The following is a 17527-nucleotide window of genomic DNA, read 5'->3' as shown; positions in this document are numbered from 1 at the left end:
TCCCTTAGCTCGCAAGCTTATCGCGACTGTGGGGCGACAGCCGCCGGGTGAAGGCTTCCGTCAGTGCGGGCAGGAAGCGGATCGCGTCGGTGACGATCCCGAGGTGAGCGAAATCGAAAATCGGCGCGTTCGGGTCGGTGTTGATGGCCACGATGAGATCCGCCCCCTCGACGCCAACCCGATGCTGGACGGCGCCGGAAATCCCGGCCGCTATGTAAAGCTTCGGCCGGATGGTCTTGCCAGTTTGGCCGATCTGCCGATCAGCTGGCATCCAGCTCTTCTGGACCAACGGGCGCGAACAGCCATGCTCGGCGCCGATTGCCCGCGCGAGATTCTTCACAAGCTGCAGGTTCTCCGCCGCGCCTAGACCGAGGCCTCCCGCAACCACGACGTCGGCATAGGCAAGATTTGCCTTTGCCGACTGACTATCCGGCAGGAAGCCGAGGATTTTGGTAACGATCTCGTCCTCGGCTACCGAGAGCTTGTGCCGGATGACACGCCCAACCGGTTTATCCGCCCGCTGCGGCATGGGCATGACCCTCGGTCGCACTGTCGCCATCTGGGGGCGGAAATTGAGCGTATAGATCGTGCACAACAAGGAACCGCCGAAAGTCGGACGGGTGGCGGCGAGCGAACCGTCGGTATCCACATCGAGTTCGGTGCAGTCGGCCGTGAGCCCTGTCTGCAAGGTCGTCGCCACGGAGCCGGCAAGATCCCTGCCGAGTGTGGTGGCACCGAGAAGAAGGATCTCGGGTTTGTGGGTATCGACCAGATCCGTCATCGCCTTGGTGAAAGGCTCGTTCCTGTAGTCGGCGAGCAGCGGCTCCTCGACGATGTAGACCAGGTCGGCACCATAAGCGAAGGCTTCGGCAACGGCGTTCCCGATGGCCTCTCCCGGCGGTCCAAGCACGACGCCCGCAAGCTGGACCTGAAGCTTGTCTCCTAACTTGCGGCCTTCGCCGAGCAGTTCGAATGATACGGGATGGACCTGACCGCGTTCGAGCTCGATGAAAACCCAAACGTGCCGGTAGTCCTTGAAATGCGCGGGCAGCTCCTTCTTTATTCCGGCACGGCCGGCGGCAGGGCGAGGGGTTTCTCGGTTCGCGTTCGACATCGTCTGATCCTTGCCCTCTCACGCGCCGCCGTTGAAGGCGAGCTCATGTTCCAATGCCGGCTGGCGGGTGAAGATTGCCGTGATGAGTTCGTCAGCGACATCGCGCAAGGCCATCTCGGCGGTTTCGATTTTTGCCGCCTTTTCCGCCCGCGCAGGAGGCGCGAAAACACGCTTGACGACCGTCGGTGAACCGCGCAGGCCGCATTTGGTGAGATCCTCAATGCCGGCGTCGGCCGCACTCCATTTCAAAACCTGGCTGCGCGCGGCGCACAGGGCGTCCTGGATCGAGCCCCGGCGGATCTCGTTTGTGCCTTCCAGCATGGTGATGAGGCAAGGGAGCCTGCTCTTCAGCATCTGTGTGCCGCCTTCGGAGCGGCGCTCGACCCTGATCTCGCGTGCAGCAAGGTCAATAGAGGCGATCTTCGCGACATAGGTCAGTTGCAGGAGTCCGAGGCGCTTGGCGATGCCGGGCCCGACCTGGGCGGTGTCGCCATCGATCGTCTGCTTGCCGGTGAAGACGAGGTCTGGCGTGCCGAACGTCTCGCCAACCTTCGCGATTGCCTGGGAAAGGGCGAACGAGGTCGCGAGCGTGTCGGAGCCGGCAAAATAGCGGTCGGTCAAGAGCACCGCTCGGTCGGCGCCGTAACCGAGCGCCTTGCGCAGCGCGTCCTCTGCCATGGGCGGACCCATAGTGAGCACGGTGACTTCGCCACCATAGGAGTCGCGCAGTCTGAGGGCTTCTTCGAGGGCGAACAGGTCGTAAGGGTTGATGATAGTCGGAACACCCTGGCGCATGATCGTGTTCGTCACCGGATGGACCCTTATCTGTGCCGAGTCCGGCACCTGCTTGATGCAGATTACGATGTGCATTGGCGGTTTCTCCAGGCTCCTGTCCGGATGCGGGCTTGGCGGTTCATCTCCTTGGTTTGCATCATTCGTGCCAACTGTTTTGCGTGCCCCCTCTGCGATTGGTTGCTTCTGAGGGCGCCGTGGTGATGACCGGATTTGTCGGCTTCTCGACATTGTCGCGTCGCAACCCGTGTCGCGGTCATTCCTGTCCGAACCGCTTCAGTACGGAGTCGAACGGGACAAAGGTGCGGCCCGGCGTGGCAGGTTTGTTCGGATCGTGGTCTTTGAGCACCTTGAAGACCCGATGCGTGAGCGGCGAGGAAACCGCGAAGTCCTCGTAAGCGCGTTCGAGCGTCGCGCGCACCCGCGCGGCAATCACCTGGTCGGGCAGACCGGAGAAATCTTCTTCGGCAAGGTATTGGCCCACGCGCTTCATGATATGGAGCCGCGAGACATTCAGCACCTTCGGATCATAGGAGACGCCAAGGACTGCGAAGAACTCCTCCGCAGCCGACAGGCGCTTCAGTCGTGCGAGGATGTCGGTGACATCGATGGGGCGGCTGTCAGCGGAACAATTCATTGCATTCTCCCTGGTCGGAAAACTGTGGTGTCGGTGCGCTCGCGCACGGCTGACCTGGACCCGCACAGCTCCGCGAGGGATGCCTCGCTGCACAGTCCATCGTAGAGCTCGACCAGTTGAGTTGCAGTGACGGTCGATTTGGTCTCGGCCGCCTCGCGCCGGACGCGGGCCACCATCGCGGCTGCCAGATCCGGGTCGAGATCGCGACCGCTTTCGCTCAGCACATGGGCAATCGCAGTGGCGCCGGAATGCTTGCCGATGACGATACGCCGGCAGCGGCCCACGAGAGCCGGATCGAGCCCTTGATAAGTACGCGAGTCCTTCAGCAGCCCTGCGACGTGAATGCCGGATTCGTGGGTGAAAACATCGGCGCCGACGACCGGCTTAATGGCCGCGGTCTGCCGGCGGGCGGCCCAAGCCACCTGGGCGGCGAGGTCGGGCAATGCGGTCAGCTCGATGCCGGTATCCGCGCCGTCGAAGACCGCCATCGCGGCGGCCACCTCTTCCAGCGCGGCATTGCCCGCACGCTCGCCGAGCCCCAGGACGGTGACGGACGCATGGCGCGCGCCCGCGCGGATCGCGGCCAGCGTGTTGGCGGCAGCTAGTCCGAGATCGTTGTGCGCATGAAATTCAAGGTCGATTGGAGACTGCGCCACGAGCTGGGCGACAAGTTCGAAGGTCGAAAACGCATCGAGAACGCCCACTGTGTCGGCTAGCCTGACGCGGCTTGCGCCGGCGCGTGCAGCCGTCTCGATGACGCGGGCGAGATGATCCCGATTGGCCCGCGAGGCATCCTCGCAGCCCACCGCGAGGAAGAAGCCGGCGGCGGCGGCGCGCCTGACCATATGATCGATGACCTGGAGCGCTCCCGCCTTATCGAGGCCGAGCTTGGCGGCAAGTTGGATGTCCGACGCAGGCAGCGATAGATTGACGGCGTGGACGCCGCTCTCGATCGCTGCATCGAGATCCAGCGACGTCATCCGGCACCAGGCCATGCGCCGAACCGGGAGACGCCGCGCGACCACGGCGCGAATTGTTTCGATCTCGTCGGCGCCCATGACCGGCGTGCCGATCTCGATCTCTGTGACGCCGGCCGCCGCAAGAGACTCGGCGATCTCCTGCTTTTCCGTCGTGGTAAAGGCGACGCCGGGCGCCTGCTCGCCATCGCGCAAAGTCGTATCGTTGAGAAAGACATGACGGGTCATGAACGGTAGCCGGTTCTGCTGCCGCTCAGGCATAGACCGGATTGAACGTCTTCGGAGCTTCGCTTACCCGGCCCAGAACTGGGAAAGCCACGCAGCTTCTCCACGATTGCCGGCATGACCTCGAGCACCCGGTCGACGTCCGCTTCGCCGTTGTCCCGCGCCAAGGAGAAGCGGACTGCCGCGTGTGGCGTTTTCATCGCGCTCAGGACATGGCTCGGTTCCAGAGAGCCGGAGGTGCAGGCAGAGCCGGAGGAACACGCGATGCCCACGCGGCTGAGGAGGAGTGGAATTCCATCACTTTCGACATGTTCGAAGGAGATGTTTGCGGTGTTGGGCAACCGTTCCAGGGGATCTCCAGTGACACAGGTGCTTGGGATGCGCTGGAGAATCCCGTCCTCTAAACGGTCGCGGAGCGACTTTACCCGTGTGGTCTCGTCGTGCATGAATTTCAAGGCGAGTTCGGCCGCCATGCCGAGCCCGACTATGCCGGGCGTATTCTCGGTGCCAGCACGCCGGTTGTGTTCTTGGTGGCCCCCCTTGATCAGCGAGTGGAAATTGACGCCACGTTTTACGAAAAGCGCGCCGATCCCTTTCGGCCCGTGCAGCTTGTGGCCGGAGAGCGACAGCATGTCGATTGCGGTCGACTTCAGGTCCATCGGAAGCTTGCCGACCGCCTGCACAGCATCGGTATGGAAAAGGGCGCCCACTTCCTTGGCCAACTCGGCAAGCCTGGCCACGGGGAAGATCACACCAGTCTCATTGTTCGCCCACATTATCGAGACGATTGCCACCTGTGGGGTGAGGGCGGCCATATAGGCGTCGAGGTCGAGCCGGCCACGGCAATCCACCGGGATCCTGTGCACCTTGACGCGGCGGGTCTTCTCAAGATGCGCGCAGAGCGTCAGCACGGCGGGATGCTCGACCGCGGACGTCACGATCTCGGTTCGGTTGGGCGCCGCCTCGAGCGCCGAAAGAAGCGCTGCATTGTCGCTTTCTGTCCCACCCGAGGTGAAGGTGATCTCATCGTCGAACTCCGCGCCGATCAGAGCTTGCAACTGCCTCCGCGCCTTTCTCACCGCCGCACTGACTGAGGCGCCGAGAGCATGCGCCGACGAAGGGTTGCCGAATTGATCCCTAAAGAACGGCAACATCGCTTGCACGACCTCAGGATCGACTCGTGTGGTTGCGTTGTTGTCGAGGTAGACAGGTTTCATGTGCGATCCTCAGTTGACCGGAATGACGCGAGCGCGCGACCGCCTCATTGAGCCTCTGGCGTATGCCGTTGATGATGATGGGCCCGAACTGGCAGCCGGCGCAGACCGCCCGAGAGTTTGACGTAGACCGGATCGGCGTCGACATGGACAAGTCCGCAGTCGCCGCCGTCAGCCCGCAGGTAAGGACGCCCGAACACGACAACGTTATCGATAAACCGAATTTGGCGCAGCGGCGCGATTTGGCCGCCAGCAGCTCGGGTGCCACCAGGAACCGAACTGTTTCGGGAGGCGACGTTCTTTGCATCCTACCTGAAGCGATTGCCGGTCCCAAGATCGGCTTCGACCTTGCCTTGTTCTTGAGGACCGGGACATCTGTGGCCATATAAGCCTCCTCTGCCGCAAATGAGTCCGTCGGCGGCAATCGCTTCATGGACCCGCACAGGCGCTTCGGGCGATCAACTGAAGGACTTGCCGCAGCCGCACTTCTCGCGCGCGTTGGGGTTATCGAAGACAAAGCCGGAAGATTCGAGCCCGGTGAGGAAGTCGACGGTCATGCCGGCGACATGCGGTTGGGAGCCCGCGTCCACGAACAGCTTGATCCCATCTGTCTCGGTGATCGCGTCGCCCTCGCGCGACACGCTCTCCAGGCCCATTAAGTATTTGAAGCCGGCGCAGCCGCCAGCCTGGACCATGATGCGAAAGCCTTCCGCCGGCTCGCTGGCGCGGGAAAGAGCAGTCTTGATGGCGGCAACAGCGTTGTCGGTGAGCGTAATCATGGCTCCATTCTCCTCAGTCCGGGACCTGCTTGCGCATCACGTTGCATGCACCGTGCCAAAGCGAAAAAATGTTTCAACACAGCGCGGCATCTCTGACCCTGCGGTGGTTCTTGCGAGTCCATTGCTGCGAAGGTGTCGGCCAACCGACACGTACTGTCGGGTTTGTCGGGTCCGCCACGCGGGATGTTGGGCCTGAGTTGTTGGCTGAACTCACATTGAACCAATGACCATTACAGAAGACTCCTTCTGAGCTTGCTTCGGCGCAATTGGCACGGTTTTTGAAGCTCCACTGGCGAGGCGGCAAGAGACTGCCGATCCACAATCGTGTCGTGGGTGCCCTCGCGATCGATGCGGCGAAGCAAGGGAGCAACATGTCAGGACTGGGTCAGATACGCTTTGTTTGGCAAAGCAGCGCCGCCCGTGGGATCCGAATGCCTGATTGGCCGATTGCGACAACACCCACAATCGCTCACCACCGCCCAGTGGCCGCCGACCGGCTCGATGAGATTCCATCGGCGTGTGCCTGCTCGTGTCACTCGGGTCTCGCCGCTCCGATAGCACCCCCGGTTTTCGCGCGGGTGCGACGACGTGCGCACGCTGTCCAGCGACACTTTGTTCACGGGCCAGCAGCAGATCAGGGTCGAGCATTACGGCGCGCCCGATCGGCTGAAGATTCACCGGCAGGGCAGCTGATCCTCACACGTAGGTGGAAGCAGGGGTAAGACATGGACCAGCGCGAGAAACCGTCGCCGGACGAAATCCGGCGGGCGTGCGAAGACAATCCGAAAATCCGGGAGCATGATCTCGCCGCTCGATTGGGCATTTCGGAAGCCGAATTGGTCGCGGCGCATTGTGGTCACGGCGCGGTGCGCATCGAGCCGCGCGTCGATGATCTGCTGACCGGCCTCGAAGCGGTCGGCGAGGTGATGGCGGTCACCCGCAACCAAAGTGCCGTGCACCAAAAGATCGGCGTCTACGACAAAGTGGTCACCGGCAACCCGCATGCCATGGTGCTCGGCGACGAGATCGACCTGCGCATCTTCCCGAAAGCGTGGGCGTATGGCTTCGCCGTCGAGAAGCGCGAGGGAGCCGAGATCCGCCGCAGCCTGCAATTCTTTGATGCCACCGGCGAGGCGATGCACAAAGTACATCTCAGGCCCGCCTCGAACCTGCACGCCTATCAGAATCTGGCGGCAGAGCTCGTATCCTCCGACCAGGAGCCGATCATATCGGTCGAGGCGAACGGGGCGCGCGATAACGCAGTGAGTCCAGACCAAGCCGCCACGGTCGACGACCTACGCGAGCACTGGAGCCGGCTGAGCGACGTGCATCAGTTCTATCATATGTTGAAGACACTGAAGCTCAGCCGCTGCCAGGCGATGCGTATGGCCGACGAGGATTACGCCTGGCTGCTCGACAATGATGCCGTTGGCGCCCTGTTCCAACAGGCTGCCGAAGACGAGATGCCGATCATGTGCTTTGTCGGCAATCGTGGTTGCATCCAGATCCATTCCGGCCCGATCAAGTCGGTCAAGCAGATCGGGCCGCGGATCAATGTGCTCGACGAGACCTTCCATCTGCATCTTAGGACCCATCACATCCGCGAGGTCTGGGCCGTGCGCAAGCCGACGAGGGACGGTCACGTCACGTCCATTGAAGCCTATGGCGGCGACGGCAAGATGATCATCCAGTTCTTCGGCACGCGCAAGGAAGGCGAACGCGAGCGCAGCGACTGGCGGTTTCTGACCGAGAACCTGCCACGCATTCCCGGTCCGACCGACAGGGATGTGTAGAGTGCCGGCAGACCCTCGGATTGAACCGGCCGCCATAGGACTCGGCACCACGTTGCGACAGCGGCTGCGAGGTCGTAGCGCATACGGACGGTCAGGTGTGCACGCCGGAATTGACCGCATCGATACAGTCAAGCTCGTCGCCGGGCGGACCGCTGCGCACGAGTGCATCGCCGTCTAACCGGAAAGCCTTGCTGCGGCTGCGAGCGATACAACGCATACGCCATCAGCGCCGAACCGAAGCGCGGCTCGACCTTGTTGATAATTTCGATCATCGCGCGCAAGCGCCGCTGAGTCTTGTCGGACCGCACCCGATCCTTGCGCTGGATCGCGTCGTTGCTCAATCCGGGCCGTGCGAGCGATCTTCTCGCTCGTCGACCGGAAGGCAGTGCAGCAGCAGCCAGGCCGAACAGCCCGATGTCGCGGACTCGACAAAACCGACCGTGGATGTCGGTTGTCGGACGTTGTCCTAAGAATGATGGACAGGTGATCATCAACTTAGCGGCGGCGGGCCCAGTGCAGGCTGGCATCGCTTGGTGCAGCGCCATGGGTACGCCTATCCGGCACGCGACTTGCTTCGACAATTTGATCAGCAGGGCATCAGCAGTGCGTCACGGAGCTCAGCGGTGATTGACCAGCCTCTCAACCCTAACGGGGATAAGGGGCGGCTTTGCTTCATGACCGCAGCGCGGCGGAGATGCCCCTTCTGATTGACTTCGCAACCGATCTCATCCGCGCTGGTGCAGGTGGGCTGTATCGGGAGACAGAATGTAGAAGGGGCCCGACAAGAGACGTACCCATGCTGGAAATCGACTTTATGAACAGCGGTGCAATCTCAATCGGCCATGAACGCCAATGTAGAGAAAGCAAAATGGCAACCAAACCCGTTCCAGATCATGTCCCGCCCGAAATGGTGAGGGACTTCAGCCTGTTTACGTCACCAGGGATGTCACCGACGCCCAACGGGGATCCACACGCAGCTGTCGCTTGCGCCCATGACGGGCCTCCGATCTTTTATTCCCGCTACAACACGCAAGATGGCCGGGGTACCTGGGTCATCACCCGTGCCGCGGACCAGCGCAAGGTGCTGCAGGACGCTGAGACTTTTTCCAGCCATCGCAGCATCTTCTCCTCCATACTAGGTGAAAACTGGCCGACGATCCCGCTTGAGCTCGATCCACCGGCCCATGGCGTCTTTCGCTCACTGCTCAATCCGCTGCTTTCGCCAAAGCGGGTGTTGGCTTTGGAACCGGCTGTCCGCGAACGGGCGGTCGAGCTGATCGAAAGGATCGCCGCGTCGGGCACAAGCTGCGACGTGATGAAGGATTTTGCCTTTCCTTTCGCGGTGAGCACCTTTCTTCGCTTTCTGGGGTTGCCCGATGACCGACTCGATACATTCGTCGGCTGGGGGAAAGATCTGCTCCACGGCGACGATAAGGAACGACCTGTGGCTGCCCGGACGATCGTGGCATTCATCGACGAACTTGCAGCCATGCGCCGCCAGGAGGCGGTTGACGATTTCATGACCTTTATCGTGCAGGCACAGGTCGAGGGCCGCCGGCTGACGGACACCCAAGTCCGCGGCATCGGCGTGCTTGTCTTCGTCGCTGGGCTCGACACGGTCGCAGCAGCTATAGGCTTTGACTTGGCGTACCTCGCGCGCAACCTCAAAGATCAGCAATTGCTGCGGAGCGAACCGGACCGCATCCCGCTCGCAACCGAAGAATTGCTGCGGGCCTATCCGCCCATTCAGTTGATCCGCGTGGCTACGAAAGATATCGACTTCGAAGGCGCGCCGATCCGGAAGGGGGACTATGTTTCCTGCGCCACGATGATTGCCAATCGTGACCCGGCGGAATTCGAATGCCCCAACACGATCGATTTGGAGCGGGAGGACAACCGCCACGCAGCGTTTGGCTATGGTCCCCACCGTTGCCTTGGCTCACACCTTGCCCGGCGGGAGATTGTCGTTGGCCTGGAGGAGTGGCTGGCGCGCATCCCGGCTTTCAGGATCAAGCAGGGTACGGCACCCATAACCTCTGGCGGCCATGTATTCGGGATCGAAAATTTGATCCTGGAGTGGTCCTAGGCCCGCCCCAAGCCGGGGCACAGAGAATGGAGGCAGCGCCATGCGCATCATCGTCCAAAATGCCAAATGCCAGGGTCACGCGCGATGCGCGGCGCAAGCGCCGGACATCTTCAAGCTTGATGACGAGGGTTATGTCCTGCCTGGTGACATTGAAGTTGCGGAAGGGGAGGAGCTGCCTGCATCGCGAGGCGCGCGATGCTGTCCTGAACGTGCGCTGGAAGTCACCCGCTGACGCTTTGAATCAGACGTCATTCAACCGAGAGTCTGGCGGGCTTGAATGGGGTCGACCATGTGGCCGCACTGGAAAGGACGGCACGCGACCTCTGTCCCAGCACGGTCCACGTCCAACTCCGCGGGGGCACTTCCGGCGCCGAGGTGTTCCCCATGAGGCGCAAACAGCACGGCGGGGGTTCGCGAAACACCTCTTCCAATCACAGAATTTGCGACAGAGCCGATGGACCAGACGAAAATTACCGAGCTACTCGACCGCGAGACGATCCGCGACTGCCTCTACCCGAAGAACTGCCCGACCCATGTTGCGGCCGGCCGGGTCGCTGCATGACTTGATAGGACAAACCAGGAGAACGGCACCATATTTGCCCAACACTATGCCCGGCTCAGCACCGGCCGATGGCCGCAGATCGAGCTGGAGAGGAGGTTCGACCAGCATGTGCTTGCCTGTGTGCTTTCACGTGCGCTCGAGGAGATCGAGGCCGGCGAGGCAACGGCGACGCAGGCAACCGGCCTTTCGCGCGCCGAGCTGCGCGATGTCCTGGCCCGCTGTTTCCCTGCTATTCCTATCAGCGCGTTTGCCTTGGAAGAGGTGAGCGAGCCCGAGCCGGATCTGGAGGAAGAACTTCTGCGCGGACTGCTGCTGGCGCATGCCCGGCCGGGCGACCCGGCGAGCGCTCGCTTCGCCAAGATCATCGCCCGGCGTGCCATGCGCAATGACCATCTCTGGCAGGACCTTGGCCTTTTTAATCGAACCGACCTCGGCCGCCTGCTCGCCTCGCATTTTCCGACGCTGGCGGCCGGCAACACCCAAAACATGAAATGGAAGAAATACTTTTACCGCAAGCTCTGCGAGGCCGAAGGTTCTTCGCTATGCAGCGCGCCCAGTTGCGGGGAATGCAATGATTTCGAAAGCTGCTTCGGCCCGGAGGACGGCGAAAGCCACCTCACACGGATCAAGAATGGCATCGCCTCGGATTGAGCGCCGCTTCGTAGGTCGTACAGCGCCAGCGCTCGCGCCGCGCCATATGTCTCTTGTCGAATGTCGACGGACACCTTCGAGGATTTGAATGCTGTGCCTGCTGTCCGATTACTCGCCATGCTCGCTTCGGCGGGCGCCGTCATGATGGCGGTGCAGGATGCGACCCGCACCATCGCCGCCGAGCAACTGGTGTTCTCCGGGCCGTTGCTGCTCGCCTGCCTCGCGGTTGCGGCGCCTGGGCGGCCGCGGTTCACCGCCGTCATTTTTCGCGCTGGTGCACAGTTTCGCCTCGCTCACCCATTGGGGCGGCCAGATTGTCTCCGGCGTGGCCATCAATTTCGTTGCTGCCGGCTCCGCCATCATTCTCGGCCAGGTTCCGGCAGGGCGCGCGCTGGGGTTCCTGGAAGCTTTTCGAACTTTCTGGATCACGCCTCAACCCGAATTGCGTGTGCTTGTTGGACAAATTAGGTCACTAGATTCGGATTTAGGATAGATTCAGGAGGCTTCGAATTTCTAACGCTCGCGACCTCGCAGGTCGTTCACGTCAGCACGAAGGCGTCTCTACGTGTCTTATTGGTAGCTATGCGCCTGATGTCGGTCATTGAAAGTTGATGGCCACCCCCTGAAAGCGGACGTCGCTCGCAACCAACCATGACGTGACGAGCTCACCCGTTTTGCTGGGCCCTATGCCTCAGCGCCTCGACGACGATCGACATCGCCGGCGACAGTTGCCGCCGACTTTGATATGACAGGTGGTGCCAAGGCATTGGGGGGAGCAGACTGCCGTCCGAACAGTTCCTTGGCGACCAATACCCCGGCCCCGGTGCGGGTGTTGCACTTAGCGACTCTAGGGGTTAATCCGGGGCCGAATGAAACCACCGGCTGAACACATCACTGACGCCATGGGCTCGATCGATAGACACGGAATCTATCTCGACTACCAAGCGACGACGCCGCTGGACCCTCGTGTCCTAGAAGCCATGCTGCCGCATCTAACTGCGTTGGGGAATCCGCACTCCAGTCGCCATGACCACGGCATCGCGGCGATGGCCGCGGTGGACACGGCGCGGGCGCAAGTCGCCGCCCTGGTCGGCGCTGAACCGGACGAGATCGTCTTCACCTCGGGTGCCACGGAGGCCGACAACCTTGCGATCAAGGGCCCGCTCGCTTCGTCCAGGCGGGACGGCGTCGTCACCTTGGCTACCGAACACCATGCCGTGTTAGATGTGGTGCTGGCGACTGGCCGGAGAGGCGCCCGGTCGACGATCATCGGCGTGGACGGCGAAGGCCTTGTCGATCTCGATGCACTTGCGCAGACTGTGGACGAAGGGACGGCCGTGGTCAGCGCCATGGCCGCCAACAACGAGATCGGCGTCCTGCAACCCCTCGCGGAAATCTCCCGGATCGCGAAGCGCGCCGGCGCCTTATTCCACAGCGACGCGGCGCAGGCGATAGGCAAAGTTCCGTTCGACGTGGCCGAAACCGGTGTCGACATGGCTAGTATCTCGTCGCACAAGCTGTACGGACCGATGGGCGTTGGCGCCCTCTATATGTCCCGTGACGCGGGTCGACGCATCAGCCCGATCATCGAGGGGGGCGGTCAGGAGCGCGGCTTCCGCAGCGGTACGTTGCCGGTGGCGCTATGTGTCGGCTTCGGCGAGGCCTGCAGGATATCCGGGGAAGTGATGACGAAGGAGGCTGGGCTCCTGCGGGAGTTGCGGGCCGCATTCATGGAACGTCTGCGCGAGATCGGCGTGCGGTTCACGATCAACGGTACGATGGGCGAACGCTTGCCGGGAAATCTCAATCTCAGCTTCGACGGTGTGGACGCCGAGGCGTTGCTAATGCGCCTGCGCGGGAAAGTGTCGGTAGCTTCGGGTTCGGCATGCACTTCCGACAGCCTCGATCCCAGCCATGTCGTGATGGCACTGGGGTTTGGCTTGGAGCGCGCCGAAGAAGCCATCCGCATCGGCTTCGGACGGTTCACTACGCTCGACGAGGTGTTAACAGGCGCCGGGACGATGGCGGAAGCGGTGGCTAAACTGCGCCGAGTCGGCTACAACCGGACCAAAGGAGCTTAAGTCGATGAGCCTGTTGCCTTTAGCTGCCCAGATGGATGAGGACGCGCTCGAGGACAAGCTCGAAGCGGCCAAGGCTGATCTGGCGGATGAGTACGGTCAAAACCACAAATATCCCTGGATCATCGGCTTCTCCGGCGGCAAGGACAGTACCCTTGTCCTGCAGCTGGCGATGGAGATGCTGCTCGAGCTTCCGCCCAGCGAACGAAAACGCACGGTGCACGTCGTCTCGAACGACACCCTCGTCGAAGCCCCGGTTGTCGCCGACCTGGTTGACAGGACCTTGGACCGCATTTCTGACGCTGTGACGGCGATGCGCTTGCCCATAGTCGTGGCGAAGACGGCGCCCAAGGTCGACCAGACTTTCTGGGTCAACTTGATCGGACGGGGCTATCCGGCCCCAAGCAGGACCTTCCGCTGGTGTACGGACCGCATGAAGATCCAGCCGACATCCCATTACATCCGGAGTCGAGTATCTGAAAACGGCGAAGTCATCCTTTTGCTTGGTGTGCGCCGTCAGGAATCAGCGACTCGAGCGGTTAGCATGAGCCGGTATGATAACGGCGAGAGGCTGAATGACCACAACGACCTCAAAGGCTGTAAGGTGTTTCGTCCGATCGTGGATTTCTCCACCGACGAGGTCTGGACAACCCTGTTGCAACGTCGCCCACCATGGGGCGGCAGCCACCGCGATCTGGTGGCACTCTACAAGGATGGTCAGGGGGGCGAGTGCCCGCTGGTGCTCAGTAAGGATGATGCTCCGTCATGCGGTACGTCGTCCTCGCGATTCGGCTGCTGGACCTGCACCGTCGTCGTGAAGGACCGGAGTATGGCCGGCTTCATCGAGGCGGGTCACGAGAACCTCGAACCACTTATGGATTTCCGCGACTGGCTTGCCGAAATCCGGAACGATCCGGCTCGCCGATCGGCGCGGCGCCGCAACGGCCAGACGACGTTCCTTGCCGACGGCTCATTGGTCCCGGGACCGTTCACGCCGACCGCGCGTCGGGAAATTCTCGATCGCCTGCATCAGGTCGAACGTGCCACCGGCCGCACCCTGATCACCGCCGCCGAGATCGAGGCGATCAACCGCATCTGGGCCGAGGACGCCGCCGCCGTCGTCGCTTCTGTCGAGGCTACCGCTCTTGAGGCGGTTTCGTGAAGCCGGCGCTGCTCCGTACGCCCGCCGGTCGGGAATTGCTGCAGCGACTGTCCACCGAACGGGGTGTTGATCCCACGATCGTGGATGACCTGTTGGACGCCATCGATGAGCATGCCGGTATGCTACGCCGCCGCGGTCTCTTCCAGCGCTTCGATGCTATTTTAGACAAGGCCCGGGAATAGCATGCGCCTTAACGCCATCGGGCTACGCAACTGGAAGTCCTATCGTCGCTTCCGGTTGGACATTCCCTACGGTCGCGAAAAACCAGTCGCGCTGATCGAGGGTAACAACGGATCAGGGAAGACCAGCCTACTCGAGGCCTTCGTGCTGTGTCTCTACGGGCGGCTTGGCATTCCGCTGCTGGCCCGCGCTAATTCCGTCAGCCGTGTAGACCGGTCATATGAACGCTTCATGGAGCGTGCGCTGAACTCAGGAGCGCGCCAAGGGCGGGCGCAAATCGCGATTGAGATCACTTTCCAATCGGACGACAACGAGTACGTCATCGAGAGGATCTGGCATTTCGTTGACGGCGCCCTGCGCAAGAACGACGAGGAAGTGCGCATCTTCCAAGGGGCCGACCGCATAATCCTTGCTTCCCCCGACCCCGAAGACGACGAGCGGTTCGTCCGGGACTTCGTCGATCAGAACATCCTTCAGGACAATCTTGCGGGCTTCTTCATCCTAGACGGTGAACACCTCGAGCGCATGGCGAGCATCAATATGGACGGCCAGGTCAAGACGGCGCTGGAAGCCGCGATCGGGATCGACCGGCTGCATCGCGCCTCGGCTGACCTTCGCACCTATGCGCGGGAGCGGCGCCGCAACCTTCCCGACAACGCGGCTGCCACGGCCGAAGCCCGGCTCGCGCTTAACAATCTGGGGCGCGAGATCGAGGAACGCGCGACGTCGGTGGAACTGCTTCTGGCGGTCATCGGGCCGTTGCGGGAGCGGCGTGATGACGTAGTCAGCCGTATCGGCCGCCTGCACGGCGACAGCTACCGTGCGTTCAAGACGCATTTCGAGCAGCGCGAAAGCGTGATCCGGGAACGAGACGCTCTCCGCGACGAACTGCGTCGTTTGCTGAGCGGCGAGCTCGCACAGGCGCTGGCCGGCGAAACTCTCAGGACTGCCGCACTAGAGCGGATCGAGGCTGAGCATAAGGCCGCGCAAGTCAAGGGGGACGAGGAGCGGAACCTGAACCGCGCCTCGGAATTCGTGGACCGCGTCTCGCGCCACACGACGGTGACGGACGATGTCGCCCGTGCTCTCGCCCTGGCGTGGCGGGAGATGTGGGGAAATCGCACCGCGGATGCCGGCGGCCCCCTGCTCTCGCATTTGGGCGAGACAGATCGCCTTTCCGTGGCGGAGCATCTCCGTAAGTTGTCGTCGGTCAGTGCCTCCGACATCCGGGATCTCGCCCGCGCGGTTTCTAGGGCCGACGAGAGAATTGGCCAACTCGATCGCGCCTTAGGCGAGCAGAAGGGTACGGACGACGAGTCCAAGTCGTTGGCGGAGGAGTTGAACGGAATCCAGGAAGAACTGGCCCGCGCGGAAGCCCGTCACGCGATGGAAGCTGCCGCGTTGCGGGAGTTGGAGGACAGGCGTTCATGCGAGGAGCAACAGTTGGCGGCGGTCTCGCTGGGCGAGAGCGGCAACGCGGTGGCGCTCAAACGGAGCGCCGCGGCGGACCGGGCCGCCGATCTGATCGACGCTCTTGCCGACGCTGCCGTTCCGCAAAACCTCGATGCGCTGTCCGCCGAGATTACCGACGCCTATCGCTCGATGGCGCACAAGACTGTGGTCGAACAGATCAAGGTCAACGAGGAGGGACGTGTTACACTGCTCGACCGGTCCGGACGGGATCTGCATGAACTCGACGCCAGCGCCGGCGAAAACCACATCTTCACGCTGTCGCTGATGTCCGCTCTCGCCCGCCTAGCCGCGGACTTCCCCATCATCATGGACAGTCCGTTCGCGAGGCTCGACGCCGAACATCGCCGTAGGGTAATCGGCCATTTCACGGAAATGGACCGACAACTCGTCCTTCTTGTTCATCCGGCCGAGCTTCATCCCGGCGAGCTGGCGCTTGTGACACGACGGAGCGGCGAATCGCTGAAGCTGCCTTCGACCGAACGCCTTCCAGTAACGGGAGCGGCATCCTGATGTCGGCGACAATGGTAGAATTCACGCGCGGTGACTTCAGAACGTCGCGCTATGCCGACGAACTGAACAGCCGATTTCAGGGCTTCCTAGGTCTGCCGCATCGATACGGGCCGGCAAGGCTCGCTCTGGGTCGGTCGCTAAGTATTCCCCAACTCCCCTCCTTTGAATTGGGCAGCATGGGTTACGGCAAGCCGATCAAGGGCGAGCAGCTGTTCGGCCAGGGTATAGAGCTGGCAACGTGGATCACCCTGATCTCGGAGCATGACGCGAGGTCGGGCGAAGCGATGACCCGCAAGCGAATGCAGTCCTTGGCGGCATCGCATTGGCAGCGCGGCATAACGCTGCTGTGGGAAGACTGGAGAGCCAGCACCGGGGACTTCGACACGTTCGTTGGGCGCTTGGTCGGCATGGCCCGTCTGTAATCAATTCAGGCGGCCACCAGGATTTCGTTGATGCGCTTCTCCAACTCCTGAGGCCGCCGACCGGACTTCTCCATCATGGTGGCGAGGAACCAGCGGATGTCGCCCACCGTGTCGAATCGCCTGCTCAGCCTGCCGATGAGTCGCTTCGTATCCACGAACCTGAGAAGCCAACGCCACTTGTCCTCGTCCGGACCTGGGGACGAGTCTACGATGGCGTCGAGAAGCGGTCGGACAGCCGCGGCAGCCGCCAGGCCGTTCTCGTGCGTGAAAGCCTCCAGCTCCTTCTCGCACTCGGCTTCGAGCTCTTCGGCGAGCTTGTGCACTAGGTGGTTCGACGCGCGATTGATGCCGGCCACATGACACGCCACGAAAAGCCGCTGCACGAGCAGGAGGTTCTCAATCTCTACCAATGCACGCTCGAGCGCCGCCCTGCATTCCGCCTCGGTCCCTTTTCCCGATCGTGTGAAGGACTTCACTAGATCGGCCATTAGGTCGGGCTCCAGCAGATAGGCTTCGATCTCCCAACGGCGGGTCGTATAGAACTCCTCGTTCCACGTCGCCGCCTCGAAAACGGCATCATCGAGCGCGAAGAGGTTATCCCAGTCGCGGTGTCGGAAAAGCCAGTCCCGGTCCACGAAACCGAACGCAGGTATCTTGTCCACCTCACGACTCTTTTTGACCGCGGCGGCCACCGCGGTGCATCCTGAGCCCTGCACGAGGTCGTTGGCCTGGACGAAATCGACGCGGTCCATGTAGCTAGCGAACCAATACCGCTCGAACAGCCGCAAGTCGTCGACGCCTTCGAGCACGATGCGTGGCAGGCCTAGATGGGTAGCACCGATCTGCCGTTCGTCGTCGAACTCGTCGAACAT

The 17527-nt window shown here is 62.1% G+C and carries 17 protein-coding genes and 2 pseudogenes; 10 read left to right on the top strand and 9 right to left on the bottom strand.

Features of this window, described 5'->3' with window-relative positions; genetic code table 11:
- Window positions 1-4 precede the first annotated feature (4 nt).
- From NKH33_RS24945 to NKH33_RS24915, 7 genes are all read right to left on the bottom strand, one after another.
- Window positions 5-1114: an electron transfer flavoprotein subunit alpha/FixB family protein gene (locus tag NKH33_RS24945; RefSeq protein ID WP_352921954.1), complete on the bottom strand. Its 1110-nt coding sequence runs from the start codon at window positions 1112-1114 to the stop codon at window positions 5-7.
- An 18-nt stretch (window positions 1115-1132) separates the two neighbouring features.
- On the bottom strand, window positions 1133-1984 hold the full coding sequence (locus NKH33_RS24940) for an electron transfer flavoprotein subunit beta/FixA family protein (protein ID WP_352921952.1): 852 nt from the start codon (window positions 1982-1984) through the stop codon (window positions 1133-1135).
- 178 nt (window positions 1985-2162) lie between these two features.
- Window positions 2163-2543, bottom strand: a complete 381-nt coding sequence (gene nifW, locus NKH33_RS24935) for a nitrogenase stabilizing/protective protein NifW (RefSeq protein ID WP_352503026.1) — start codon at window positions 2541-2543, stop codon at window positions 2163-2165.
- Window positions 2540-3748: a homocitrate synthase gene (gene nifV, locus NKH33_RS24930; protein ID WP_352921950.1), complete on the bottom strand. Its 1209-nt coding sequence runs from the start codon at window positions 3746-3748 to the stop codon at window positions 2540-2542. Before nifV ends, nifW begins: the two co-directional genes overlap by 4 nt.
- Complete coding sequence (nifS, locus tag NKH33_RS24925; RefSeq protein WP_352637415.1) at window positions 3745-4962, bottom strand: cysteine desulfurase NifS; 1218 nt, start codon at window positions 4960-4962, stop codon at window positions 3745-3747. Before nifS ends, nifV begins: the two co-directional genes overlap by 4 nt.
- A gap of 44 nt (window positions 4963-5006) precedes the next feature.
- On the bottom strand, window positions 5007-5159 hold the full coding sequence (locus tag NKH33_RS24920) for a NifU family protein (protein WP_352921947.1): 153 nt from the start codon (window positions 5157-5159) through the stop codon (window positions 5007-5009).
- A 258-nt stretch (window positions 5160-5417) separates the two neighbouring features.
- Complete coding sequence (locus NKH33_RS24915) at window positions 5418-5738, bottom strand: HesB/IscA family protein (RefSeq protein WP_023678237.1); 321 nt, start codon at window positions 5736-5738, stop codon at window positions 5418-5420.
- A 725-nt stretch (window positions 5739-6463) separates the two neighbouring features.
- Here NKH33_RS24915 and NKH33_RS24910 point away from each other — a divergent pair.
- Complete coding sequence (locus tag NKH33_RS24910; RefSeq protein ID WP_352921945.1) at window positions 6464-7531, top strand: hemin-degrading factor; 1068 nt, start codon at window positions 6464-6466, stop codon at window positions 7529-7531.
- Between the two features lie 91 nt (window positions 7532-7622).
- Here NKH33_RS24910 and NKH33_RS24905 read toward each other — a convergent pair.
- A pseudogene (locus NKH33_RS24905) lies at window positions 7623-7963 on the bottom strand (hypothetical protein).
- 436 nt (window positions 7964-8399) lie between these two features.
- On the opposite strand from NKH33_RS24905, the gene NKH33_RS24900 reads away from it, so the two are divergent.
- From NKH33_RS24900 to NKH33_RS24860, 9 genes and pseudogenes are all read left to right on the top strand, one after another.
- Window positions 8400-9617, top strand: coding sequence for a cytochrome P450 (locus NKH33_RS24900; RefSeq protein ID WP_352921974.1), 1218 nt, complete (start codon window positions 8400-8402; stop codon window positions 9615-9617).
- Between the two features lie 40 nt (window positions 9618-9657).
- The gene (locus NKH33_RS24895; protein WP_352921943.1) at window positions 9658-9849 is read left to right on the top strand and encodes a ferredoxin; all 192 of its coding nucleotides are present in this window, start codon (window positions 9658-9660) and stop codon (window positions 9847-9849) included.
- 360 nt (window positions 9850-10209) lie between these two features.
- Window positions 10210-10830: a nitrogen fixation protein NifQ gene (locus NKH33_RS24890; protein WP_352921972.1), complete on the top strand. Its 621-nt coding sequence runs from the start codon at window positions 10210-10212 to the stop codon at window positions 10828-10830.
- A gap of 265 nt (window positions 10831-11095) precedes the next feature.
- Window positions 11096-11203, top strand: a pseudogene (locus tag NKH33_RS24885) (ABC transporter permease); the annotation flags it as partial.
- 496 nt (window positions 11204-11699) lie between these two features.
- Window positions 11700-12911, top strand: a complete 1212-nt coding sequence (locus NKH33_RS24880; protein ID WP_352752946.1) for a cysteine desulfurase family protein — start codon at window positions 11700-11702, stop codon at window positions 12909-12911.
- A gap of 4 nt (window positions 12912-12915) precedes the next feature.
- On the top strand, window positions 12916-14070 hold the full coding sequence (dndC, locus tag NKH33_RS24875; protein WP_352921941.1) for a DNA phosphorothioation system sulfurtransferase DndC: 1155 nt from the start codon (window positions 12916-12918) through the stop codon (window positions 14068-14070).
- Window positions 14067-14252: a hypothetical protein gene (locus tag NKH33_RS24870; RefSeq protein WP_124998086.1), complete on the top strand. Its 186-nt coding sequence runs from the start codon at window positions 14067-14069 to the stop codon at window positions 14250-14252. Before dndC ends, NKH33_RS24870 begins: the two co-directional genes overlap by 4 nt.
- A gap of 1 nt (window position 14253) precedes the next feature.
- Window positions 14254-16233, top strand: a complete 1980-nt coding sequence (locus tag NKH33_RS24865) for an AAA family ATPase (RefSeq protein WP_352921939.1) — start codon at window positions 14254-14256, stop codon at window positions 16231-16233.
- Window positions 16233-16655: a hypothetical protein gene (locus NKH33_RS24860; protein ID WP_352752941.1), complete on the top strand. Its 423-nt coding sequence runs from the start codon at window positions 16233-16235 to the stop codon at window positions 16653-16655. Before NKH33_RS24865 ends, NKH33_RS24860 begins: the two co-directional genes overlap by 1 nt.
- A gap of 5 nt (window positions 16656-16660) precedes the next feature.
- Here the strand turns inward: NKH33_RS24860 and NKH33_RS24855 are convergent, their stop codons facing one another.
- Window positions 16661-17527: a hypothetical protein gene (locus NKH33_RS24855; protein ID WP_352752940.1), complete on the bottom strand. Its 867-nt coding sequence runs from the start codon at window positions 17525-17527 to the stop codon at window positions 16661-16663.

This window comes from Mesorhizobium sp. M1182 (assembly GCF_040318335.1).
GTDB lineage: Bacteria > Pseudomonadota > Alphaproteobacteria > Rhizobiales > Rhizobiaceae > Mesorhizobium.
The sequence above is the reverse complement of the archived record's forward strand: the minus strand, read 5'-3'. Positions and strand labels throughout refer to the sequence as shown.

Excerpts from the sequence above, each read along its gene's own strand:
- NKH33_RS24945 (WP_352921954.1), bottom strand. The coding sequence starts at position 1,114 with ATGTCGAACGCGAACCGAGAAACCCCTCGCCCTGCCGCCGGCCGTGCC.
- NKH33_RS24940 (WP_352921952.1), bottom strand. The coding sequence starts at position 1,984 with ATGCACATCGTAATCTGCATCAAGCAGGTGCCGGACTCGGCACAGATA.
- nifW (WP_352503026.1), bottom strand. The coding sequence starts at position 2,543 with ATGAATTGTTCCGCTGACAGCCGCCCCATCGATGTCACCGACATCCTC.
- nifV (WP_352921950.1), bottom strand. The coding sequence starts at position 3,748 with ATGACCCGTCATGTCTTTCTCAACGATACGACTTTGCGCGATGGCGAG.
- nifS (WP_352637415.1), bottom strand. The coding sequence starts at position 4,962 with ATGAAACCTGTCTACCTCGACAACAACGCAACCACACGAGTCGATCCT.
- NKH33_RS24915 (WP_023678237.1), bottom strand. The coding sequence starts at position 5,738 with ATGATTACGCTCACCGACAACGCTGTTGCCGCCATCAAGACTGCTCTT.
- NKH33_RS24910 (WP_352921945.1), top strand. The coding sequence starts at position 6,464 with ATGGACCAGCGCGAGAAACCGTCGCCGGACGAAATCCGGCGGGCGTGC.
- NKH33_RS24900 (WP_352921974.1), top strand. The coding sequence starts at position 8,400 with ATGGCAACCAAACCCGTTCCAGATCATGTCCCGCCCGAAATGGTGAGG.
- NKH33_RS24895 (WP_352921943.1), top strand. The coding sequence starts at position 9,658 with ATGCGCATCATCGTCCAAAATGCCAAATGCCAGGGTCACGCGCGATGC.
- NKH33_RS24880 (WP_352752946.1), top strand. The coding sequence starts at position 11,700 with ATGAAACCACCGGCTGAACACATCACTGACGCCATGGGCTCGATCGAT.
- dndC (WP_352921941.1), top strand. The coding sequence starts at position 12,916 with ATGAGCCTGTTGCCTTTAGCTGCCCAGATGGATGAGGACGCGCTCGAG.
- NKH33_RS24865 (WP_352921939.1), top strand. The coding sequence starts at position 14,254 with ATGCGCCTTAACGCCATCGGGCTACGCAACTGGAAGTCCTATCGTCGC.
- NKH33_RS24860 (WP_352752941.1), top strand. The coding sequence starts at position 16,233 with ATGTCGGCGACAATGGTAGAATTCACGCGCGGTGACTTCAGAACGTCG.
- NKH33_RS24855 (WP_352752940.1), bottom strand. The coding sequence starts at position 17,527 with ATGTTCGACGAGTTCGACGACGAACGGCAGATCGGTGCTACCCATCTA.